General features: G+C 64.2%; 16 protein-coding genes, 1 tRNA gene and 1 riboswitch. Of the genes, 12 read left to right on the top strand and 5 right to left on the bottom strand.

Annotated features, from left to right (window positions below):
• Positions 1 to 134 precede the first annotated feature (134 nt).
• Positions 135 to 298, bottom strand: a riboswitch (cobalamin riboswitch).
• 179 nt (positions 299 to 477) lie between these two features.
• Positions 478 to 1,173, bottom strand: a complete 696-nt coding sequence (locus EII26_RS04145) for a class I SAM-dependent methyltransferase (protein WP_124887890.1) — start codon at positions 1,171 to 1,173, stop codon at positions 478 to 480.
• Positions 1,174 to 1,263: 90 nt separating this feature from the next.
• Positions 1,264 to 1,731 (bottom strand): MarR family winged helix-turn-helix transcriptional regulator, encoded by a 468-nt coding sequence (locus EII26_RS04140; protein WP_124887889.1) that lies wholly within the window; start codon positions 1,729 to 1,731, stop codon positions 1,264 to 1,266.
• A 123-nt stretch (positions 1,732 to 1,854) separates the two neighbouring features.
• Between EII26_RS04140 and EII26_RS04135 the strand changes: the two genes are divergently transcribed.
• From EII26_RS04135 to EII26_RS04105, 7 genes are all read left to right on the top strand, one after another.
• Entirely contained in the window at positions 1,855 to 2,397 is a 543-nt protein-coding gene (locus EII26_RS04135) for an FmdE family protein (RefSeq protein ID WP_124887888.1), read from the top strand.
• Between the two features lie 421 nt (positions 2,398 to 2,818).
• Positions 2,819 to 3,040 (top strand): 4Fe-4S binding protein, encoded by a 222-nt coding sequence (locus EII26_RS04130; protein WP_233572602.1) that lies wholly within the window; start codon positions 2,819 to 2,821, stop codon positions 3,038 to 3,040.
• 2 nt (positions 3,041 to 3,042) lie between these two features.
• Positions 3,043 to 4,092, top strand: coding sequence for a 3-methyl-2-oxobutanoate dehydrogenase subunit beta (locus EII26_RS04125; protein WP_124887937.1), 1,050 nt, complete (start codon positions 3,043 to 3,045; stop codon positions 4,090 to 4,092).
• 29 nt (positions 4,093 to 4,121) lie between these two features.
• A complete protein-coding gene (locus EII26_RS04120) occupies positions 4,122 to 4,898 on the top strand; it encodes a thiamine pyrophosphate-dependent enzyme (RefSeq protein WP_124887886.1) in 777 nt (258 codons plus the stop codon).
• A 21-nt stretch (positions 4,899 to 4,919) separates the two neighbouring features.
• A complete protein-coding gene (locus EII26_RS04115) occupies positions 4,920 to 5,453 on the top strand; it encodes a 2-oxoacid:acceptor oxidoreductase family protein (protein WP_124887885.1) in 534 nt (177 codons plus the stop codon).
• Positions 5,454 to 5,458: 5 nt separating this feature from the next.
• Positions 5,459 to 6,538, top strand: a complete 1,080-nt coding sequence (buk, locus tag EII26_RS04110; protein ID WP_124887884.1) for a butyrate kinase — start codon at positions 5,459 to 5,461, stop codon at positions 6,536 to 6,538.
• Entirely contained in the window at positions 6,535 to 7,452 is a 918-nt protein-coding gene (locus EII26_RS04105) for a bifunctional enoyl-CoA hydratase/phosphate acetyltransferase (protein WP_124887883.1), read from the top strand. The genes buk and EII26_RS04105 overlap by 4 nt, the downstream gene beginning before the upstream one ends.
• A 45-nt stretch (positions 7,453 to 7,497) precedes the next feature.
• On the opposite strand, the gene EII26_RS04100 is transcribed toward EII26_RS04105, so the two are convergent.
• Positions 7,498 to 8,766: an MFS transporter gene (locus EII26_RS04100; protein ID WP_158612153.1), complete on the bottom strand. Its 1,269-nt coding sequence runs from the start codon at positions 8,764 to 8,766 to the stop codon at positions 7,498 to 7,500.
• Positions 8,767 to 8,942: 176 nt separating this feature from the next.
• Here EII26_RS04100 and EII26_RS04095 point away from each other — a divergent pair.
• From EII26_RS04095 to EII26_RS04075, 5 genes are all read left to right on the top strand, one after another.
• Positions 8,943 to 9,028 (top strand) — tRNA-Leu (locus EII26_RS04095).
• A gap of 213 nt (positions 9,029 to 9,241) precedes the next feature.
• Positions 9,242 to 10,405: an AI-2E family transporter gene (locus EII26_RS04090; RefSeq protein ID WP_124887881.1), complete on the top strand. Its 1,164-nt coding sequence runs from the start codon at positions 9,242 to 9,244 to the stop codon at positions 10,403 to 10,405.
• Positions 10,406 to 10,592: 187 nt separating this feature from the next.
• A complete protein-coding gene (locus tag EII26_RS04085; RefSeq protein WP_255415923.1) occupies positions 10,593 to 12,653 on the top strand; it encodes a sodium-translocating pyrophosphatase in 2,061 nt (686 codons plus the stop codon).
• A 396-nt stretch (positions 12,654 to 13,049) separates the two neighbouring features.
• Positions 13,050 to 14,780: a DNA primase gene (gene dnaG / locus EII26_RS04080; RefSeq protein ID WP_124887879.1), complete on the top strand. Its 1,731-nt coding sequence runs from the start codon at positions 13,050 to 13,052 to the stop codon at positions 14,778 to 14,780.
• Between the two features lie 99 nt (positions 14,781 to 14,879).
• Positions 14,880 to 16,346, top strand: coding sequence for a diguanylate cyclase domain-containing protein (locus EII26_RS04075; protein ID WP_158612152.1), 1,467 nt, complete (start codon positions 14,880 to 14,882; stop codon positions 16,344 to 16,346).
• Between the two features lie 148 nt (positions 16,347 to 16,494).
• Here the strand turns inward: EII26_RS04075 and EII26_RS04070 are convergent, their stop codons facing one another.
• Positions 16,495 to 17,988 (bottom strand): APC family permease, encoded by a 1,494-nt coding sequence (locus tag EII26_RS04070; protein ID WP_199735061.1) that lies wholly within the window; start codon positions 17,986 to 17,988, stop codon positions 16,495 to 16,497.
• Entirely contained in the window at positions 17,981 to 19,279 is a 1,299-nt protein-coding gene (gene hisD, locus EII26_RS04065) for a histidinol dehydrogenase (protein ID WP_124887877.1), read from the bottom strand. The genes EII26_RS04070 and hisD overlap by 8 nt, the downstream gene beginning before the upstream one ends.
• Positions 19,280 to 19,313 lie beyond the last annotated feature (34 nt).

Genomic DNA, 19,313 nt, shown 5'->3' with positions numbered 1-19,313 from the left:
AAACGTCTCGTCCAGATCGGACGCCATGCGTCCCCCTCGGGGGGACGCCCCCACACGCAAAGCCCCTCGCCACGAAAAACGGGACGAGGGGCAAGTTAACCGCCGGAAGCTCCGTCTCCATCGCTCGTGGTTGGGATGCTCTCACCCATACGTCAGGCATTCCGGCTTCAGAGGACCTCGTACGTCCGCGTCGCATCCGGCTTCCCGGACCTTCTCGGCCGTACCCGTCCCCCTTCACGGCGGCGGGACCGCGCGGGCTTCACACCCGACTTCCCCCAACGAACGGGTTTTTGCCATATTGTTTCGAAGGAATTTTGTGCCTTCGCGTTGTCTCAATGATAGCACACTTTCCCGAGAAGCCCCGATTGGATTCCCAAACTTTTCGCAAAAAACGGATTCAGCCGGAGCACTTTGCCCCCAGGCGCCGCACGGCTCCAGGCCACGCCGGTCCATCGGCCTTGAATACCGTGATTCCGCTCAACCATCCTTCCGGGGCATTCTCCCCTGGGATTCCTTGACGAAGACCTGCCGCCGCGCGATGGAATTGAGGTAGGCGTCCTCCCTCAGGGTCAGCCCCCGTTCGAGGCAGAGCCGGGGATAGACGTTGTTCCAGTTGTCCCGGTTCCGCTCGCCCCAGCGGCAAAGCGGGTACCAGACGATTCCCCAGAGGCCGAACCGCGGCCGGCTCCAGTCCACCAGCAAAAAAGTTCCCCCCGGCCTCAGCACCCGCGCCGTCTCGGACAAGGCACCGCGCCGTACCGCAGGGGGCGTCTCGTGCAGCGCCATCGAGGTCATCACCAGGTCGAAGTGCCCGTCGGGGAAGGGAAGCTCGTCCATGGACGCCTTCAAAAACTCCACCGGGCAGGCGAAGCCGCCGGCTCCGGAACGCGCGCACGCCAGCTGATCGTCCGAGATGTCGATGCCGAAGATCGAGGCATCGGCAGGCGCGTCCTTCGCCAGCGCGTAGCTCAGCCCCCCGGGGCCGCACCCCAGATCGAGCGCACGCTCCCCCGGCCCCAGCCTCAGGCCCCCGATCCCCTTGAGATAGAATCGCTCCTTGATCCCGAAGAGTCCGGCCAGCAACCGATAGTTCTCCCCACCGAAGATTCCCTTGAAGGCCCTGCCCCTGCCACGGAAATCCCGTCCTTCGTTCTTTCCGCCGTTTCCCGTCATGTGCAACTCCTTCCCTTCCTCAATGTATAGAGGCTATACAAAAAATAAAAAGACGCCCCTTCCGTCCGGAACGACCCCGAACCCCTCACGTCAGGCTTTGGCGGTCTCCTCCAAAACGGCGTCCAGCCCTCCCAGAAACTCGCGGAGAAACTCCCTTCCTCCCTCGGGGGCCCCCAGCAGAAGCCCCTCGACGAGCCGGTCGAAGTCGGCGTGGAGCGCCTCGTGGAAGAGGTAGGCCCTCTCCCCCCCGGCCGTCAGCCTCAGGACGCGGCGGACACGGTTCTCCTCGTCCCGCTCCTTGACGAGCATTCCCTTTTCCTCCAGCTTCATGACGATCTGGGATACGGCGCCCCGGGTCACCCCCAGCCTCTCCGCCAGAGCGGTCATGTGCAGGTCCGGATTCTCCTTCACGCACTTGATCATGTGGATCTCCGCCGCAAAGAGCGGCGTATCGGTACCGTAGCGGTGCACCTTCTCCTGCACATCCGCCAGCTTCAGCATGACGTTCAACAGCCGATAACTGATCTTGTCCCTGTCCGTTTCGTTGATGATCTTCATGCCACCATTGTATAGCGCCTGTACAATATTGACAAGAAGCCCAGGCGGACGACGGAAGGGGCCCGGATCCTTCCGGGGCGTGTTATCATGAAGCGGAAAATTTTTTGGAGGGGATGAAGGGGCATGCGACACGAGATCGACTTTTACTGGAACGAATCGGTGGCCTTTCACGGGCATGCCTGTCCGGGCCTGGCCCTGGGCTGCCGGGTAGCCTTCGACGCCGCCAGGATGCTGGGCGTGGACGAGCGGTGCGGGGACGAGGAGGGCGTCTGCATCGCGGAGACGGACGCCTGCGGAATCGACGCGATTCAGTCCGTTTGGGGCTGTACGATGGGCAAGGGCAACCTGCTGCTGAAGCCGAGGGGGAAACAGGCCTTCACGTTCTACCGGAGGGGAGAGCCCGAGGGGATCCGCATCTATTGGAACGCCCCCCGCTCCGACGAGCGCACTCGGGAGGAGAGGATCGAACACTACCTGAAGGGGCCGGCGGAAGAGCTCTACCGAACCGCCCGAGTCGCCGTTCCCGCACCCGCGGCGGCACGCATCAGCCCATCCCTGTCCTGCTCCGCCTGCGGCGAGCGGACGGCCGAGCCGATGGTGCGCCTTCTGGAGGGCCACCCCTACTGTCTGGACTGCTTCGAGGATCCCTCCCGGATCCTGCGTTAGCCCCGGCCGACACGAAATCCCCCCGAAGGACGCCGGGACAAGAATAGCGTCGAAGGGATAAGGGGCACTTCCCGCCCCTTCCCTCCGCTACGGTGTGGCCGTCCTCTGCCCGGACGTTCGAGCCTCATAGGCCGCGTGGACCGCGCCCCCGATCGCACGCGCGACCGTTGGCACCAAAACAGTGCCCTGCGATAACGGAGGGACCTCCGGGATCGACTGCTCCGGGGGGACCTCCAAAATTTTTGTGCGGTTTCGATTGACTCTCCCCCTCTTATTGATTATAGTCCACTCACGACTTCGATCTCAAAACGACGTCCGAGGCTTCGAGCCGGTCCTCCCCTCCTGGGAGAATCGGGCCGTTGTTGCCGGCCGTTCGTCTCGGTCACTTTTTTATCACGGAGCGGAGGGAAAGCAATTGAAGGTGGAAGTCCGGGCATCCCGATGCAAACAATGCGAGCTGTGCATTCATTCCTGTCCCCGAAAAGCGATCCGGCAGGCCACCCGCCTCAATGAACAGGGGTATCGTCCCGTCGAGATCGACGATGCGCTCTGCATCGGCTGCGGCATCTGTTACATGACCTGCCCCGACGGCGTCTATCACGTTCTCGGGAGCGTCGGGAGCGAAGGAGGATCCAGGCCGTGAAGATGATGAAGGGCAACATCGCAATCGCCGAGGCCGCAGTCCGGGCGGGGGTTCGCCTCTACGCGGGCTACCCCATCACCCCCTCTTCGGAGATCATGGAATACCTGTCCTGGCGCCTGCCGGAGGTGGGCGGGGCCTTCATACAGGCGGAGAGCGAATTGGCGGGGATCAACATGGTCATAGGCGGCGCAAGCTGCGGCGTGCGTGCGCTCACGGCCTCCTCCGGCCCCGGCATCAGCCTGAAGCAGGAGGGGATCTCCACGCTGTCGGACGAGGAACTTTCCGCCGTGGTCATCAACGTGGTGCGCTACGGCAACGGGCTCGGCACCCTTTACTCCTCGCAATGCGATTACAACCGGGAGACCCGGGGCGGCGGCAACGGGGACTACCGATGCATCGTCCTCTGCCCGTCCACCATCCCCGAGGCGGTGGAACATGTCTTCCTGGCCTACGAGCTCGCCGAAAAATATCGGGTGGTCTCCGAGATCATGACCGAGGGAGCGCTGGGGCAGATGATGGAACCCGTGGAGCTGCCGGATTTCCTCGAGCCCAAACGGACCCCCTGGGGCTTCGACGGAAAGTACACCTACAAGAAAATAGGCATTTTCGACAGAAACTCCCGCAAGGAAGCCGTGGAGCTGAACAAAAAATACGACGCCATCATGCGGGATGAGCAGCGATGGCAGGACGAATCCCTGGAGGATGCGGATTACGTCCTCGTGGCCTATGGCCTGCCGGGCAGAAGCACGTGGGGGGCCGTGCGTCAGCTCAGGGCGGAGGGACACAAAGTGGGCTTCATCCGCCCCATCACCGCGTGGCCATTCCCGGAAAACGCCTTCAAAAAGATCAATCCCGGGGTGAAGGGGCTGATCTCGGTGGAGGCCAACGCCACCGGCCAGCTGGTGGACGACGTCGCTCTCTACGCCAAGAAGGTTCTGGAGAACAACGTTCCCGTCTATGCGATGACCTACGTCTACGACGTCCCGGCCATGAAGTCCATCAAGGCGGATTTTCACAAGGTCGCCTCGGGCACGGCGACGCGGCGTTACTGATGTGCAGCGACAAGGGGGATTGAACGAGGATGCCTGTCGAGAGAAAGGTACCCGCCATCGTGGACAAGCCGATGAATTTTTGTCCCGGATGCGGCCATGGAATCGCCATTCGCCTGATTGCCGAGTGTCTGGAGGAACTGGGCCAGGACAACAACGTCATCTTCGCCATAGGAGTGGGCTGTTCCTCCAACCTGGGAGGCGGCCTGACCGCCGACCGTCTCCACTGCTCGCACGGCAGGGCCGGAGCCGTCGCAACGGGGATGAAACGGGTGAACCCGCATAACGTCGTCATCACCTACCAGGGCGACGGCGACGCTTACAGCATCGGCCTCGCGGAGAGCATCAACGCGGCCTACCGCAACGAAAAGATCACCGTCGTCACGGTCAACAACACCAATTTCGGCATGACGGGAGGCCAAATGAGCTGGACGACGCTCGAGGGGCAGAGGACTTCCACCTCCACACTCGGCAGAGACTGCGGCCGGACCGGCTACCCCATTCGTTTTCCGGAGATGCTCGCCAACGAGTTCAACATCGCCTACGCCGCACGGGGCAGCGTCAGCAGCCCCGCCAACATCGGCAGGCTGAAGGGATACATCAGGAAGGCCCTTCAGGCTCAGATCGCCGGGGAGGGGTATTCCATCGTGGAGGTGCTCTCCCCTTGTCCCATCAACTGGGGACTGGCGCCCTACGCCGCCATGAAGCACATCGACGACGTCGTCATGAAGGTCTATCCTCTGGGAGAATTCCCCATCAAGGCCAGGGCCCGGGACGACCGGCCTCCTCTCGGGCCCGTTCCCGCCTGAGGACAAGGGAGGTTTTTCGGCATGAAGGAAATCGTCTTCGCGGGATACGGCGGACAAGGGGTTTTGACCGCCGGATTGATCCTCTCGGACATCGCGGTAACGAACGGCGAGAACGCGACGTGGATGCCCTCCTACGGATCGGCGATGCGGGGCGGCACCGCCAACTGCACCGTCAAGTACGGCAAGGAATACATCTACAACCCCTCTCAGGAGGAACCCGACCTCCTGCTGGCGATGAACGATCCGTCCCTGCAGAAGTTCCTGGGCATCGTGGCTCCGGGAGGCGTCGTCCTGATCTCCGAGCTCGTGACCCCCTGCCCGTCCCCGAGGGAGGACGTCCGCATCGTTCAGGTTCCCTGCATGAGGCTGGCGGACGAGATCGGCCACACGAAGGGCGCGAACATCGTGATGGTCGGGGCCATCATCAGGCTCATGGGGGATTTCACCAGGGAACAGGGGCTTTCCGGAATGAACAAGATGTTCGAGGCCAAGGGTAAGGACAAATACTCCGCCCTGAACGCTCGGGCGTTCGAGGCCGGATACGCGGCGATCTGATCCCCATGAGAGTTCTGGTCGTCAACCCCGGCGGAAGTTCGACGAAGATAGCGGTCTTCGACGAGGAAAAGAGAATATACGGCACCACCATCGACCACGACGGGGCGGAGCTCCGGCAGTTCCGCTCCGTTTTCGGCCAGCTCGGCTACCGTCGGGGCCTGATCGAAAATGCGCTGCGGTCGGCGGACATCGCCCTGGAGTCCCTCGATGCCGTGGCAGGAAGGGGCGGCCTGCTGAGGGAGCTGCCGGGCGGAGTCTACGCGGTGAACGACCAGATGGTCGAGGACGTCAGGAACGCCATCAGGGGTGAACACGCGTCGAACCTCGGATGCGTTCTAGCCCGGGACATCGCCGGAGCCGTCGGGATCCCCGCCTTCGTCGTGGATCCCGTCTCGGTGGACGAGTTCGAGGACATATCGAGGATCACCGGCATCGAGGACCTGCAATATTGCAGCTGGATGCACGCGCTCAACCAAAAGGCGGTCGCCCGCAGGGTGGCCGGGCGTCTGGGCGGCAGGTACGAGGACTTCAACTTCATCGTCGCGCACCTGGGCTCCGGAGTCTCCATAGCGCCGCACCTGCGGGGACGGATGGTGGACGGCAGCGGAGGAAGGACCAACGGCCCCTTCGCCACGGATCGCAGTGGAGGGCTTCCCGCCTACGGGCTGATCGAGCTCTGCTACTCGGGCCGGTACTCCCGGCAGGAGATGGTGGACAAGGTCAGTAGCTTCGGCGGCATGTACGACTACCTGGGGACCAAGGACCTCCGCGAGATCGAGGCCCGCATAGACCGGGGGGACGAGAAGGCGCGGCTGGTCCTGGAGGCCTTCGTCTATCAGGTCTCCAAGGAGATCGCCGGCTATGGCGCGACCCTGGCCGGCAAGGTCGACCGAATCGTCCTGACCGGGGGCATGGCCCATTCGGGCCGCGTGGTCGATGGCATCGTCGCCCGGGTCGGCTACCTCGCCCCCCTGGAGATCGTGCCCGGCGAGATGGAGATGGAGGCCCTCGCCGACGGGGCGCTGCGCGTCCTGAAGGGCCTGGAGACGGCCAAGGACTACGGCCCGGGAGGAGAGGAACGATGAACGGAACGGAACGGCCCTTCAAAGATTTCGGCTCGATCGTGGAAAGGGCAAGGGCAATGCCCCCCCTCTCCGTCTGCGTGGCCGCGGCGGAGGATCGGGAGGTGCTCGAGGCCTTGAACAAGGCCACCGCCCTGGGTATCGTCGAACCCGTTCTGGTCGGCGACGCCCCAAAAATCCGTTCCATCGCCGAGGATATCGGCCTGTCCGGCTGCAAAATCGTGGACAGCCCCAGTCCGGAGGCCTCCGCGGCCGAGGCCGTCGAACGGGTGCGGCGGGGTGAGGCGAGGCTGCTCATGAAGGGAATGGTCAACACCAGCGTCTTCATGCGGGCAATATTGAATCGCGAGAGGGGACTGCGAACCGGAAACCTGATCAGCCTCCTGGCGGTGTACGAGCTTCCTGGGCACCCGAAGCTGATCTTCGGGACGGACAGCGGCATCAACACGGCCCCGAACCTGGAACAGAAGAGGAACATCCTCTCAAACGCCCTCCACGCCCTCCGCAGCATGGGGCTGGAACGGCCCAAAGTGGCAATTCTGGCCGCCAACGAGGCGGTGGACCCCAAGATCCCCGCCACCGCCGACGCAAAAGCGCTGTCGGATCTGGCAAGGGAGGGGGCCTTTCCTCCCTGTATCGTCGAGGGCCCCCTGGCGCTCGACGTGATCTTCGACAGGAAGGCCGCCGAGCACAAAAACATAGACAGCCGCGTCTCCGGCGACGTGGATCTGCTGCTCTTCCCCAACATCGAGACGGGAAACGCACTGGGAAAATCCTGGCTTCACTTCAACAGGGCCAAATGGGCCGGCATCGTCCTGGGGGCGGCGGCCCCCGTCATCCTCGGCTCCCGATCCGACACGGCCGAGATCAAGCTCAACTCGATCGCCATGGGGAGCCTCGCCGCAAGAGCGATCTAGGCGGCGCTTCCCCGCCGGCGCAACAGGGCCAATGGCCCGGCGACCTCAACGCTCCCCTTCGGAACAAGGGGAGGCCGCCCCGCCACCCGCCTCCAGCCGTCGGAGCCGCAGGACCAACAGGACGGCGCCCCCGAGCGCAAGCGCCCCCAGCAGGGTCAGCATCAGAAAGGTGCTTCCATAGCCCCCTCCGGCCCTTTCCTGAAGGGCGCTCGCGATCACGGGGCCCAGCAGGGCCGCCGGGATCAGCGCGCAGTTGACGAGGCTGAGATTGGCCGCATAATGTTCCGTCCCCCAGAAGGCGGCGGCGGCAGGAGCGGAGATCGACGGCCCTCCCCCATAGCTCAGCCCCACCAGGGACAGCCCCAGGAACATCGGCGCCGCCATCCGGATCTCGAGCGCCAGGGACAGGGAGACTCCCGCTCCGAGCAGGACGACGGAGTTCAGGACGAACGCCGCCCGGCTTCCCAGCCGATCGAAGGCCCATCCGAAGAACAGCCGGCCGAAACCGTTGAAGAGGGAGACGACCAGGCCCATACCCGACGCCAGCCCAAAATGGACGGCTATGGGCGCCGCGCTGTTGATGACCAGGAGCCCGCCGGCGTTGGTGAAGATCAGCCACAAGCAGAGCATCCAGAACAGGGGGCGCCTCAGCACCCGGGACGGGGGAACGTCCGGGACCGCAGCCGTTTCCGTCCCCGCCAGAGCCCGCAGTCCCTGGAGCGCCCCGGGCCCGGGCCGCTTGACGAAGAGCGCATCGAGGGCGAGTATGGCCGCCATGACCAGGGCGCTCCCCAGAAAGGTCGAGGAAAGGCCCACGGATCGGATCGAAGCATCCAGAGCACCGCCCAGAACCAGCCCCCCCACCCCGAAGCCCATGAGCAGGGTGCCCGAGGCGAGGCCAGGGTGATCCGGAAACCAGCGTATGACCGTACTCATGGTCGCGTTGTAGCCGATTCCGACGCCGAACCCGCCGAGGATCCCGTAGAGGACGCACAGAGCGATCAGGGCGATGTCCGGCCGGCCCGGCCTCAAACTGAGGGCGCTTCCCGTGAACCCCACGAACAGCAGCGCCGCCGAGAGGGCAAAGAGCCTTCCGCTGCCCCAGCGGGAGAAGGTCCTTCCGGAGAATACGCTGCCCCCGCAAAAGGCGATGATGGATAGGGTGAAGGGCAGAGAAAGCCGGGTGGCGCTCCATCCCGGAAAGAGCCGGGACAGGGGCTCCCGGAAGATCGACCAGGCGTAGATCGTCCCGAGGAACAAAAGCGAGATCGTCGAAAGGGCAAGACAGCCCCAGCGCGCGGCGCATTTTTTCATTGACGCAGAACCTCCGTTTTTCACACGTCGTCGCCCCCCGGTCCCGGCCGGGCCGGCATTTCGGCGCTCCTCCGCCCTCATTCTCCCCGCGTCAAGCGCCTCCCCCCATTCATTCTCCCGCAGCTCGCCGCCCTTGACAACATCAGAGCCCATGGCTACAATGTTTCCGTTCCCAGGCCGGGATGGCGGAATGGTAGACGCAGCGGACTCAAAATCCGCCGAGGGCAACCTCGTGGGAGTTCGAGTCTCCCCCCCGGCACCATTATAACGACGACGGCGGCAACGCCTTGAATTTCCAAAGCGGTTTAGAGGGCATCGATTTTTGGGGACGGCTGGGGGCCGTCCTTTTTTTACCTCTCCCCCCTTCAGGAGCACCGAATCCTCATCGGTATTTTATGCTCGTTCGGTCTATGGGGCCAAATGCAGCGAACTCGGCGCGGCGGACACCATCCAAGAATGTGGGGAGGGGCGATCTTTGGACACGTTCAGAAGACCCGATGCGGTACAGAGGATCAAGGGCTGGATTCTGCCGTTCTTCCTCCTGTTTCTGATCCTGGCCTCCCTGGCCTATATGACGATAGCCTCGCTCTTTCGCCCCATCGTCTGGGCGATGCTGCTGGCCTTCATCTCCTACCCCCTGTATAAGGCGCTGTGGTTTCGTTTTTTTCCGAAACGCCGGAGCCTCGCTGCCTTGGTGATGACGCTTTCGGTCCTTGCGCTGCTGGTCGTCCCCGCGATCTCCGCCGCATTCCTGATCGCCCGCGAGGCCATCGGGTTCTTCGGCAAGATCGCGAACCTCGTCGCGGCGCTCGAGCCGGCGAAGGGGATCTCCGTCAACGACCTGCTGCCCGACGTCGTCGTGAGACACCTCGTTCCGCTTTTCGATCAATATCCCTTTCTGAGGGAGGGCATGCGGCAGACCGTGAGCTGGGTGACCTCCACGACGGTCCGGGTCTCCCAGGAATTTCTGGGCAACCTGGTCACGCTGCTCTACCACCAGATCATCATCTTCATCGTGTACTTCTTCATTTTGCGGGACGGCTACTGCATCGTGAACTATTTCCGGAACATCGTGCCGCTGATGAACGACGAGCGGGAAGCCTTCATGCTGCGGGCCAATACCGTGCTGCGGGCCGTCGTCTTCGGGGTCATCGTCACGGCGGGGGTGCAGGGGCTTCTGGGCGCCCTCGGCTGGTGGTTCGTCGGCCTGCCGAGCCCCCTGCTGGCCGGGGCCGTGATGGCGCTGCTCGCCATGATTCCTTTTGTCGGGACCCCCATGGTATGGATTCCCGGGGCCCTTTACCTTTTCCTCTCCAACGACCTCAAAGGGGCGGTCATCCTTGCCGTATGGGGCCTGGGCGTCGTCAGCACCGTGGACAACTTCCTGAAGCCCTACTTCATCTCGGGAAAGGCTAACATGAGCCAACTTCTCGTCTTTCTGGGCGCCTTCGGGGGGCTGGCCACGTGGGGCTTTCTCGGGATCTTCCTCGGCCCCCTCATCCTGAGCCTCTTCGTCTTTTTCCTGGACACCTATCGCAATGCGTGGGAGCTCTACCAGCAGCAAGGGAACAAGGCCGTCCCCGGCGATGCGCATCCCGGGGAGAGCGGGACGGGATCCTCTCCGGCCGAGACGGCCTGAAACAAGGGTTGACCGGAAAATCTCACGCATTCTCTCTCCAAAATCCCGTTTTATAAGCTATAATCGAGGTGGATTTCCAACTTCAGGACGGGCCGAGCGGAACCCCTTTGCCTTATGGGGTTTTATGCGGTTTTCAGAGCTGAAGCCGAGAAATTCTATCCAAAATACCACGGGGAGGTCTTGCACTGTGTGGCTGATTCTTGTGTTGGTAACCCTTGTTTTCGGCGTCGTGGCGGGCGGATACGCCTGGATGGTGTTTTTGAGGCTCAGAGAGGGAACGATCGACAACGAGCGGATCGTCGAACTCTCGGGCATCATTCATAAGGGGGCCATGGCCTTTCTGAAGAAGGAATACACGTGGCTGGCCCCCTTCGTAGGCGTCGTCGCGCTGTTGCTGTGGTGGATGCTCGGGTTCGGATCGGCCTTCGCCTTCGTACTGGGCGCGCTCTGCAGCGCCGCAGCCGGCTACGTCGGCATGTACGTGGCGACGCACGCCAACGGCCGCACGACCTTCGCCGCGACGAAGGACGCCGGATCCGCCCTGGAGACCGCCTTCTCCGGCGGGAGCATCGTGGGCATGGTCGTGGTGGGACTGGGTCTTGTGGGCCTGGCCGTCTCCTATCTCTTCCTGAGCGTCGAGACCTTGACGGCCTTCGGCATGGGAGCCAGCAGCATCGCCCTCTTCGCCCGCGTGGGCGGCGGCATCTACACCAAGGCCGCGGACGTCGGCGCCGACCTCGTGGGCAAGGTCGAGGCCGGGATCCCCGAGGACGATCCCCGGAATCCCGCGGTCATCGCGGACAACGTCGGCGACAACGTCGGCGACATTGCGGGCATGGGCGCGGACCTCTTCGAGTCCTACGTCAACTCCATCATCGCGGCCATGGCGATCGGTTTGGTCTTCTCCTTCACCCCCGGCGGCAAGGCCCTGGGACTCTGGGGCGTCGGCTTCCCCCTCTTCCTCGCGGCGTGGGGGATCGTGGCCTCCATCGTCGGCTGCATGATGATCTCCAAGAAGGTCCCCTTCGCCTCCTACGTCATGGATTTCGCACGTAAGATTCCGGGGCTGGACAAGGTGCTGGAGCGCATCGACGGCGGCGACGCGGCCTACGCGCTGCGCGCCGGGACCTTCGCGGCGGGCAGCATGATGATCGCCGGAACCTTCGTCCTGAGCATCCTGTTCTTCTGGACGAAGTCGATGCACGTGTTCCTGTCCGTCACCTCGGGCGTCCTGGCCGGGGTTCTGATCGGCTACGTCACCGAGGTCTACACCTCCGGCGACTACCGCTTCGTCAAGAACGTCTCCGCCTCCTCCGAGACGGGCCCCGCGACCGTCATCCTCTCCGGACTGTCCCTGGGCATGCAGTCGGTCGGCATCCCCGTCCTCCTGATCTGCCTCTCCACCCTGATCAGCTTCCATCTTGCCGGCATGTTCGGCGTGGCCTGCGCCGCAGTGGGCATGCTCTCCATCACGGGCATCGCGCTGAGCGTTGACGCCTACGGCCCCATCTCCGACAACGCGGGCGGCATCGCCGAGATGAGCGAACTGCCGGGCGAGGTGCGCAAGATCACCGACAAGCTCGACGCCATCGGCAACACCACCGCAGCCATGGGCAAGGGACTGGCCATCGGCTCCGCGGCTTTGACCGCTCTGGCCCTCTTCGTCGCCTACTCACAGGCGGCCCAGGTCAAGGCCATCGACATCATGAACCCCAAGGTCATCGTGGGCCTGCTGCTCGGCGGAATGCTGCCCTTCCTGTTCTGCTCCCTCTCCATCGAGGCCGTGAGCCGCGCAGCGCAGTCCATGATCGAGGAGGTGCGCCGCCAGTTCCGGGAGATTCCGGGCATCATGGAGGGGACCGGCAAGCCGGAGTACGAGAAGTGCGTGGCGATCTCCACCCACGCCGCGCTCATCGAGATGATCGCCCCCGGCCTTCTGGCCGTGCTCTCCCCCGTACTCGTGGGCTTCGTCCTGGGCAAGGAGGCCCTGGGCGGCCTTCTGGGCGGAGCCATCGTCTCGGGCGTCATGATGGCGCTCTTCATGGCGAACTCCGGCGGCGCGTGGGACAACGCCAAGAAATACATCGAGGAGGGCAACCACGGCGGAAAGGGCTCCCCGAACCACGCAGCCGCGGTTGTGGGCGACACGGTGGGCGATCCATTCAAGGACACGGCCGGGCCGAGCCTGAACATCCTCATCAAGCTGATGACGGTGGTCGCTCTCGTCCTCGCCCCCCTGTTCCGGTAAGCAGGCGACCGGCTCCTTTGGGCCGACAGGCCCAAAGTGCCGTGTCGTTCGCTTATGCCGAACGGCGATACAGTTATCGCCGTTTGGCGAAGCAGGCAAATTGCCGAGCGAAGCAGGCAACCGCAGAACCCCGCGCCTCCAGCCCATTGTTCGGAGGTCTTCGCCGTTTGGCGAAGCAGGCAAATTGCCGGGCGAAGCAGGCGACCGCAGAACTCCGTGCCTCCAGCCCGTTGTTCGGAGGCCTTCGCCGTTTGGCGAAGCAGGCAAATTGCCAAACGCCGTAGCGGGCGCTCGTCTCTTAAGCGGAACAGATAGGCAGCCGCACTTCGGGATTGTTATAATGCGGGGGGAGGGCTTTACAGCCTTCCCCCCACTTTTTATGGAAGGGAACCGGCCGTGCAGAACGACGACGTCAAGAGGATCAAGGAAAGACTGGACATCCTGGAGGTCATCGGGGATCGGGTGAGGCTCCACCGTGCCGGGCGCGGGTATCTGGGGCTCTGCCCCTTCCACGACGAGAAGACCCCGTCCTTCCACGTCTCGCAGGAGCGCCAGAACTACCATTGCTTTGGGTGCGGGCGCGGCGGGGACGTGTTCACCTTCGTCATGGAGACGGAGGGGCTGGAGTTTCGCCAGGCCCTGGAGCTCCTGGCCGACCGGGCCGGAGTCGCCCTGACCCGCCCCGAGGGCAGGAGGCGGACCTCGGGAAACCTGTACGAGGTCATGGACCTGGCGGAAAAATTTTTCCGATCTCTCCTGACCGCGCCCGAGGGGACGGCGGTGCGCGCCTACCTGACGCGCCGCGGGCTCTCGCTGGACGACGCCGCAAGGTTCGGCCTGGGCTGGAGCGCCAACTCCTGGGACTCCCTGTCGCGGCATCTGAGGGGAGCGGGCGTGACGGACCGCGAGGCACTCGACGCGGGACTCGTACTGGAAGGACAGCGGGGGGGGGTGTACGATCGCTTCCGGGGTCGCATGACCTTTCCCATCCGCGACGTCGCGGGCCGTGTCATCGCCTTCGGAGGGCGCCTGGTGGACGGCGAGGGGGCCAAATACATCAACAGCCCCGAGGGGGCGATCTACAGCAAGCGCCGAAACCTCTACCTGCTGCACGAGGCCCGGGGCTCCATCCGGGAGAGGGGACGCTCCATCCTGGTGGAGGGCTATATGGACGCCATCAGGCTTCACCTGAACGGATACACGGAGACCGTCGCCTCGCTGGGCACCTCCCTGACGGAGGAACAGGCCCGGCTTCTCAAGAGGTTCGGCGACCGCTGCTATATCTGTTACGACAGCGACACCGCGGGCCAGGAGGCGACGCTGCGCGGCATGTACACCCTTCAGGGGCTGGGACTGGACGTCCAGGTCATCTCCATCCCTACGGGGAAGGACCCCGACGACCTGCTCTCCTCCCCCGACGGCCGAGCGACCTTCGAACGGGCGCTCGAGGAGGCACGCCCCCTGGTGCTTCAACACCTTGCTGCGGTGCAGCCGCTACTGGAGCGCCCGGAGACGCGGCGCGCGGGCGTGGAGTCCCTGTTCGGCGGACTGGCCCAGCTCCAGCCCTCCACGATAGCCCCCAACGCACCTCAGTTGGCCGGGGCCCTGGGTTTCTATCCCCACGAGTTCTGGCGCGAGCTGGAGGCGTTCCGACGCGGACGCAGGCCGGAGGAGAGGCGAGGAGCTGCGGAGGGCGGCAACGAAAACGCGGCCCATGAGAACCCCGATCCCGAACCTCTGGAGGCCGCTCTTTGCGCCCTTCTCTGGCGCGGCGAGGATTATCGCTGCTCCAGCCGGCCGGAGGACATGCTGGAGCTTCTGTCCGACGAACGGGTCAAGGAGGTCGTGCTGGCGATCCTCATGGAGTCCACGGCGACCCTCGAGGCCCGGTGGCTGTCCATTGGCGACCGTTTCCCTCTGGCCCTGATCGCCCGGGGGGACGCCTTCTGCGACGAGCTGGAGCACTCCGACTCGGAGCCCTGGGCCGTAGTCTGCTCGGGGCTCCGACGGAGGCGCGACGAGTCGCGCCTCCGCTTCCTGGACGCGAAGATGAAGCGGCGCGAAGCCACCCTGGAGGAGCTGGCCGAGATGCAGAGGCTGGCCGCCGAACTGAAACGAAGGCGATGATACGGAGTTCGAGGGATCGATTCCAAGGGGATGTGGGAGTATACTAGGCGCATTTGCCTCAGACGGCCCATATTTTCAAAGGACGGGGAGCTCGAAAACTTGACGTTCATAAAAGCCCTGCGCTTCAGAAGTCTCCGATTCAAGTTCGTCATCTTGCTGCTTTTCTTCAGCGTTCTGACGGTCGCTTCGATTTTCGGGATCATGCGGAAGGTCCTCATGCAAATGGAGGAAACCCTGATCGCGAACAGGCTGGTTGCAGACATCAACTACATCGAGGACCTGATCGGCAGCGGAGACTGGAATATCAAATCCGACGCGATCTATCGGGGCGATACCCCGATCGGCGACGGGACGGAGGCGATGGCGAATTTCAGGCCCTTCCTGGAGCACGAACGCAAGACGGGCACGTTTTCCTACGTCTTCATCAAGCGCAACGGCGAAGGGCTCGGCTATGTCGAAGGAACGGCCACGCAAAAAGGCTACCGCCAGGGACATTATCTGCGGGTCGCCGGCAGCACGAAGGACCCCAACGGGCAGTCCATCGTCGGCACCTACATCGACAAACAAGTGGCGGACGCTCTCGACGAAAAAGGCTTTTACGAGGGCGAGGCGAACGTCGCCGGAGGCATGATCTATTGCCGCTACAACGCGCTGAGGGACAAGGACGGCAATATCGTGGGGGCAATCGTCGTCGGCCGCAACATCTCCGAGCTGCAGCGTCACGTCCGGGAGATCGTAAGAATGATGTCCATCGGCATGACCGCGGCCATTCTCCTTCTCGGCGGCATTCTGTTTCTCTCCGCCAACCGCTGGATCTCCATGATCAACAAAATCGTGAACTATTTGAAGATCATCGAGGAGGGCAGCATCCCGGACGAACCGCTCGTCTCCCGTTCCAGGGACGAGATGGGGATGCTGGTCACGGAGATCAATCACATGGTCGACTCCCTGAGGGAAAAGGAGATTCTGCGCAGGAACTCCGAGATCGACCAGCTTACGGGCCTGGCCAACCGTTTCGGCCTGAACCGCCACTTCGAGGAGGTCTTCGAGGACTGCTACAAAAACGGCAGTCCCCTCGCGGTGGGCATCATGGACATCGACTTCTTCAAGCCCTTCAACGACAACTACGGCCATCGGGCCGGCGACGAATGCATCGCCATGCTGGCCGGGATTCTCAAGGACGTCGAGCGGAAGACCAAGGCCTTCTGCGCACGCTTCGGCGGCGACGAATTTCTCATCGTCTGCAACGGCCTCGGCCGTGACGCGCTGGAGGCGATCGCAAAGGAGATCAAGGACAGGGTCCTTGAAAAACGTGTGCCGCACGCCTATTCGCAGGTGTCGGATATCGTAACGCTCTCGCAGGGATACTGCTGCGGCGTTCCGACTCAATACAAAAAGCTGAACGACTACATTTACATGGCGGACAGCGCGATGTACGAGGTGAAGAAAAGCACGAAGAACAACTTCAAGCTCGCGGAGATGCCCGACGCGTTTCGTCCGAACCTGTCGGGGCGGGACGGCGGTCGCTCCTGTTGTCCCCAGTGTCCTTGGCCTCAGAGCCAATAGAGAAGCGACACGAGCTATGGACCACGGCATCCGCTCCGGGATTCCGAGCTTACCAAAAGGGTGGCGGGCTCACTCCTTAGGGCCTCGTGCATCGTGCTTCGGCCGCTCCCCGAACCGGCGGCCGACGAAGGACTGAAAAGGTCCCAATCTACCCCATCAGATACGGAATCCCGTAAAGGGCCAGGGCCACCGTGGCCGCCGCGGCCGTCGCGAGGCACCAGCGTCTGTACTCCCGGTCCATGGCCCGCCTTTCCGCCGCATCCGGCTCCTCCTCGGACAGGACCCCGGAGGTCAGGGGCTCGTCCCCCGCACGGCCGTACCGGTCCTGGCAGAGCTTGAAGACGACGAGGCCGAGAACGCACCATAGGGTGCCGGTCCAGAACGCCTCCCGGTTCAGCTGGGTCATCATGACGATGTAGATCACGGCACTGGCCGGCGCCCCGACCGCTATCGCGGGCGCCCTGTAGGGACGCCTGAGGTGGGGGTGCCTCACCCGAAGCCCCATGGACGCGACGATGCCGATCACGTAGTAGAAAAGATCGGCGAAGAGGCTCAGCGAGGCAATGTAGACGATCGATCCGGTCGCGATCAGCGCTATCGAGAGCAGCCCCAGGGCCACGATCGCCACCCAGGGCGTGCGGTATCCGGGGTGCACCGCAGCGAAGAACCGGGGCACGGCTCCGTCGCGGGCCATGGTGAAGAGGTAGCGCGGGGGGACGGCGATGCTGGCATTCAGCGTCGAAAAATCGCCCCCGAAGGCGATGCCGAGGGCCAGGGTCAGAAGGGGGATGCCGACAAACCCCGCGATGGACATGGCATCGGCATAGGGTGCCTCCGCCGTGGAGAGCTCGATCAGCCTCTCCGTGGGGACGATCCCGACCATGAACCACTGGAAAAGGGCGTTCACCGCAAACACGATGAAGGGCGCCAGAAAGAGGGCGCGCGGGATGTTGATCTGCGGGTACCGGATCTCCTCGCCCATGGCGCAGCAGGTCTCGAAGCCGGCGAAGCACCACCAGATCATGGCTACGGCCCCGATGAAGGACGCGGGGCGGAAGTCGACGTAATCGGGCAGTTTGGCGAAGTAGGGCAGGCGGACGTTGGGGATCATCATCAGGAACCAGACGAGGGCCACGCCCCAGAAAAAGAACATGAAGCCGTTCTGGAGGCGTCCCGTTATCTCGACGCCGCGGACGTTCGTCACGATGAAGACCGCCACCACCAGACAGGCGACCGCGATGTCGCTCAGGGGCAGCTCCCACCCCAGAGCCCGGAACGCCGTCTTCAGGTAGAAGCTGAAGGCCAGGGCCTCGCCGCTGGTGACGGCCACCAACGAGATGATGAAGTTCCAGGCGGCCAGCATCCCCATCGGCTTGCTCAGCCCGAGCGAGGCATACTTGTAGGTTCCCCCCGCATAGGGCAGGGCCGCGCCCATCTCGGCATAGAGCAGCGCGGGATAGACGCTGACGAGCATGGCGACGAGCGTCGGCAGGATGACCGCCGCCCCCATGAGCCCCACGACGTTGGCCCCGACGGTGAAAAGCCCCACCCCGATGACCGTTCCGACGGTGATCGTCACCGCCTCCCTCATCCCGAACGAACGCTTCAGCCGTGCCCCGGCCCTCTCCATGCCGCTACCCATTCTTCGATCCCTCCCTCGAGCTTCCGAACCGTTCCAGACGCCCCTCCGCCGCCAAAGCGTGGGCGGCCAGCCCCTCGCCCCAGGCAAGACGGGAGACCAGGGGCGCCAGGGCCTCCATTCCCTCGCGCGTCAGCCTCTGGTGGGTGCAGACCTTCAGAAACGTCCCCACCCAGACCCCGCCCGTGTAGCGGGCGGCCCGCTGCGTGGGAAGGGTGTGGTTGGTCCCGGAGGCGTAATCCCCGAAGACCTCCGCCGTGTAGGGCCCCACAAAGAGCGATCCGTAATTGTAAAGAGCCTCCGTCAGCGCCTCGGCGTTCTCCGTCTGGACCTCCAGGTGCTCCGGCGCCCGCTCGTTAGCGATGGCGACGGCCTCTTCAAGGGAGTCCGCGAGGACGATCTCCCCGCAGTCCTCCCAGGAACGGCGGGCGATCTCCGCCGTCCCGAGCTCCTCCAGACGGCGCTCCACGGCCGACGCCACCCGCTCCGCCAGCCCCCGGTCCGTCGTCACCAGGACGCCCCTGGCCGTCCGGTCGTGTTCGCACTGGGCCAGCAGGTCCATCGCGATCAGCTCGGCATCGGCGGAGCGGTCCGCGAGGATCAGCACCTCGCTGGGCCCCGCGACGAAGTCGATCCCCACCCGGCCGTAGCATTGGCGCTTCGCCTCCGCGACGTAGCGGTTGCCCGGCCCCACGACGAGATCCACGGACGGAATCTGCGGCGTGCCCCAGGCGAAGGCCGCGACCGCCTGGGCCCCTCCAAGGGCATAGACCTCGTCCACCCCGGCGATGTCCATGGCGACCAGGGTCCTCGGGTGGATCGCGTCGGTTTCCCTCACGACGGGCGAGCAGGCAGCAACGCGCCGAACCCCGGCGACCTTCGCGGGGATCGCCAGCATCAGGGCCGTGGAATACAGCGGGTAGGAACCGCCCGGAACGTAGCAGCAGCACGAACGTACGGGAATCACGCGATGTCCCAGGAACACTCCGGGCACGGGGGATACGTCCCGGAGCTCCTGCAGCGTGCCCCTCTGGGCCTCGGCAAAAGCGCGGATGTTCCGCGCCGCCCGACGGATGTCCTCCAGATCCTCCTCCGGGACCTCGCGATAGGCCGCCTCGACCTCCGCCCCCGAAACGCGCAGCGCCCGTCGGGAATTGCCCCCCAGCTCCGCCTCGAGGCGAGCCAGGGCCTCGTCCCCATGACGGCGCACGTCCTCGACGATCGCCGCCACCCGCTCCCGCAGCCCCGCATCCAGCTCCTCGGGGGAAGCAGCCCCCGCCTTGAAGACCTCCATTGCCGATCGCCTCCTTCCGAGGGAGGATTTTATC

This window comes from Fretibacterium sp. OH1220_COT-178 (assembly GCF_003860125.1).
Taxonomy (GTDB): Bacteria; Synergistota; Synergistia; order Synergistales; family Aminobacteriaceae; genus CAJPSE01.
This window is presented reverse-complemented; position numbering and strand designations above follow the sequence as displayed.

Excerpts from the sequence above, each read along its gene's own strand:
- EII26_RS04145 (WP_124887890.1), bottom strand. The coding sequence starts at position 1,173 with ATGACGGGAAACGGCGGAAAGAACGAAGGACGGGATTTCCGTGGCAGG.
- EII26_RS04140 (WP_124887889.1), bottom strand. The coding sequence starts at position 1,731 with ATGAAGATCATCAACGAAACGGACAGGGACAAGATCAGTTATCGGCTG.
- EII26_RS04135 (WP_124887888.1), top strand. The coding sequence starts at position 1,855 with ATGCGACACGAGATCGACTTTTACTGGAACGAATCGGTGGCCTTTCAC.
- EII26_RS04125 (WP_124887937.1), top strand. The coding sequence starts at position 3,043 with ATGATGAAGGGCAACATCGCAATCGCCGAGGCCGCAGTCCGGGCGGGG.
- EII26_RS04120 (WP_124887886.1), top strand. The coding sequence starts at position 4,122 with ATGCCTGTCGAGAGAAAGGTACCCGCCATCGTGGACAAGCCGATGAAT.
- EII26_RS04115 (WP_124887885.1), top strand. The coding sequence starts at position 4,920 with ATGAAGGAAATCGTCTTCGCGGGATACGGCGGACAAGGGGTTTTGACC.
- buk (WP_124887884.1), top strand. The coding sequence starts at position 5,459 with ATGAGAGTTCTGGTCGTCAACCCCGGCGGAAGTTCGACGAAGATAGCG.
- EII26_RS04105 (WP_124887883.1), top strand. The coding sequence starts at position 6,535 with ATGAACGGAACGGAACGGCCCTTCAAAGATTTCGGCTCGATCGTGGAA.
- EII26_RS04100 (WP_158612153.1), bottom strand. The coding sequence starts at position 8,766 with ATGAAAAAATGCGCCGCGCGCTGGGGCTGTCTTGCCCTTTCGACGATC.
- EII26_RS04070 (WP_199735061.1), bottom strand. The coding sequence starts at position 17,988 with ATGGGTAGCGGCATGGAGAGGGCCGGGGCACGGCTGAAGCGTTCGTTC.
- hisD (WP_124887877.1), bottom strand. The coding sequence starts at position 19,279 with ATGGAGGTCTTCAAGGCGGGGGCTGCTTCCCCCGAGGAGCTGGATGCG.